The sequence below is a fragment of the Frankia sp. CoWAU3 genome, assembly GCF_977971855.1.
Window position 1 is genome coordinate 5,186 of the sequence record NZ_CDWWXB010000163.1, and the last position, 2,820, is coordinate 8,005.

The 2,820-nt window shown below is 71.5% G+C and carries 3 protein-coding genes; 2 read left to right on the forward strand and 1 reads right to left on the reverse strand.

The features are described from left to right. The first annotated feature begins 26 nt into the window (after positions 1–26). Positions 27–260 carry a DUF3017 domain-containing protein gene (locus tag AC08ON_RS13775; RefSeq protein ID WP_476617107.1) on the forward strand — a complete coding sequence of 78 codons (234 nt, stop codon included), beginning with the start codon at positions 27–29 and terminating at the stop codon, positions 258–260. 4 nt (positions 261–264) lie between these two features. On the opposite strand, the gene AC08ON_RS13780 is transcribed toward AC08ON_RS13775, so the two are convergent. Beyond that, the gene (locus AC08ON_RS13780; protein ID WP_476608105.1) at positions 265–1,494 is read right to left on the reverse strand and encodes an NAD(P)/FAD-dependent oxidoreductase; all 1,230 of its coding nucleotides are present in this window, start codon (positions 1,492–1,494) and stop codon (positions 265–267) included. 343 nt (positions 1,495–1,837) lie between these two features. Between AC08ON_RS13780 and AC08ON_RS13785 the strand changes: the two genes are divergently transcribed. Next, complete coding sequence (locus AC08ON_RS13785) at positions 1,838–2,734, forward strand: serine hydrolase domain-containing protein (protein ID WP_476617106.1); 897 nt, start codon at positions 1,838–1,840, stop codon at positions 2,732–2,734. Positions 2,735–2,820: the final 86 nt, after the last annotated feature.

Consider the following 2,820-nt stretch of genomic DNA (forward strand, 5'->3'; position numbering starts at 1 on the left):
TACGGCAGGAGGCCACCCTCGCGTTGGTGCTCGCCGGGGTCACCGTCGGGCTGATGCTGGTCTTCCAGGACAGATGGCGCCGAGGAATGGTGGTCGTCGGCGTGGTCCTGGTGATGGCCGCTTTGGCCCGTCTGGTGCTGCCGGCACGGCGGATCGGCCTGCTGGCGGTGCGAGGACGGGTCTTCGATGTGAGTATTCTCCTCCTGTTTGGAGTATCTATGATAATCCTCACATTCGCCGTTCCCTACGTCGGCCCGTGACGGGTTAGCGCAGGCCGGTCATGGTGCGCCGCATCGCCAGACGGGTCAGGGAACTCGTCGGGATCGTGCCGCGGCCCAGCCCGATCTCGACGAGCATGTCGTACAGCTCGGTACGGGTGCGGGCGGCCCGCACCGCCGCGTCCATCAGTGTGCGGCGCCGCCCGGCGAGACCGGCGAGCAGGGCCGTGTGCCGCAGATGCCGTCCCAGCTCCGCGTCGAGAGCGCGTCGGTAGACCCGGCCCGCGGCGGCCGGGTGCGCCGCGCGGACGGCGGCATGCCCGGCCAGCGACCCCGACAGCACCGCGTAGTAGATGCCCTCCCCGGTCAGGGGGTTGATCAGGGAGGCCGCGTCCCCGGCGAGCAGCACGGGACCGTTCGGCTGCCGGGGGCGATGGGTCGACAGCGGCAGATGATGGGCCCGCAGCGTGGCCGGGTGCGCCGGTGTCTCGGGCAGCATGCGGGCGAGCGTGCGACGCAGGACGGTCTTGGCACTCGTTCCGTCCGTCCCGCCGGCCAGCCAGGACCGCAGCATCCCGTAGCCGATGTTCGCACGGCCGTCGCCGATCGGGAACGACCAGGCGTAGGCCGGCCAACCCTCGTCGGTCATGTGTATGAACTGTTCGAGGGGGCCGTCGCCGAAGGCGACGTCGGTATAGGCCCGCACGGCGATCGCCATTGCCCCGGGGGGGTTACCCGGCAGCCCGAGCCCGCGGCGTACCGCGGAGTTTGCGCCGTCCGCGCCGATGACGACCCGCGCCGTGAGCGAGCCGTTGACCACGACGACCGGCTCCCGTCCCCGACCGTCCAGGCGCGGCCGGTCGGTAAACTCCAGGGAGCGCACACGCCGCCGGATCAGCTGAGCTCCACGTGCCTGGGCGGCGGCCACGAGACGGGCGTCGAAGACCTCCCTGGGTACCACGTAGTTGGCTCGGGCCGAGGGAGTGGCCACCTCGGCGCCCCCTGGGGTGCGCAGGCGCATGCGGTCCACCGGCTGGTACCCGGCGACCGCATCGGTCACGCTGAGATCACGCAGGACGTCCAGGCCGTGTGGGGCGATGCCGTCACCGCAGGTCTTGTCCCGGGGGAACTCGGCGGCGTCGGCGATGACGACGTGTGCGTCCGGGCGTTCCCGCAGGGCGCCCAGAGCCGCTGCGCTGCCGGCCGGGCCGCCCCCGACGACAAGGACGTCAATCGTACGGGAAAGCAGGTCGGCAGCCTCGTCCACGCGCACGATCGGGGTGGCGACGGTGATCGTGTCAGCATCCTTGACCGGCCCCGCCGTCACGTATCGTGGTCCCGCGGTTCCCGCGTTGTCACGTCTCTCCGCCCGTTCCCGCGGACCTGGGCCGTCTCCCGGGGCCACGCCGGATCCTCGGGTATCCGTGGGGGCGTTCTCTCCGGGGCGCTCGTCACGCGGGGCGGGCGGGCCGGACGGGGATGTGGGGGTCTGCACGCCCGCCAGTCTCGCAGCCGGCTGCCCCCCGGGGGGGACGCATGCCCCGCCTTGCCGGGCCCGCGGGGTGGACCGGGTTCCTGGGTCGTCGGGACCGGCGGGAAAACCTTGTACAGTGCGGAACGTGGACGCTCTTGGACAGGTGGCGGCGTGGCCGGTCGAGACCGTCGCGGTCGTGGTGATGGGTCGGGAGGACGAGGCGGTCGGACCGGGTGCGGGGTCCGGGTGGCCGGGCGCAGCGGTGACCCCGCGGGTCCGGGAGGTGGCGCGGACCGGACCACTCGATCATCCCTTCCGGCTGGCCTCGGTGTCGAAGCTGCTCAGCGCCTATGCGGTCCTGATCGCCGTGGAGGAGGGCGCGATCGGGCTCGACGATCCCGCCGGACCCCCCAGGTCCACCGTGGCTCATCTGCTCGCCCACACGTCCGGGCTCGCGTTCTCGGGGACCCGCGTATTGGCCCCCCCGGGTACCCGTCGCATCTACTCCAACACCGGGTTCGAGCGACTGGGGGAGGCGCTGGAGAAGGCGACCAGCATCGCCTTCGCCGACTACCTCGCCCAGGCGGTCTTCGAGCCCCTCGGGATGCACGATGCCCGGCTGACGGGATCCCCGGCCTCCGGCGTGACGGCGACGCTTGCCGACATGCGACGCTTCGCTGCCGAGCTCCTCGCCCCGACGCTGATCACCTCCGTGACGTTCGCCACGGCCATCTCGGTCGCCTTTCCCGGACTTGCCGGCGTGCTGCCGGGTTTCGGCCAGCAGACCCCCAACGACTGGGGACTCGGCTTCGAGATCCGCGGCGACAAGCACCCGCACTGGACGGGCAGCTCCAACGCGCCGTCGACCTTCGGCCACTTCGGGCAGAGCGGGACCTTCCTGTGGGTGGATCCCGTCGCCCGCCTCGCATGTGTGACTCTTTGTGATCGTGATTTTGGCGAGTGGGCCCAGCGAGTCTGGCCACCGCTGGCGGACGCGATCCTGGCGCAGCCCCCCTCGTGGTCCGCAAACCGCTTGGCGTGACGTGCGAGAAAGGGCGGGTGCGGCGCGGCCGTCGGTGAGTATTTCCGGTCGGATGCCGGTTTTTCCCGAGGGTATTGAGCCTTTCC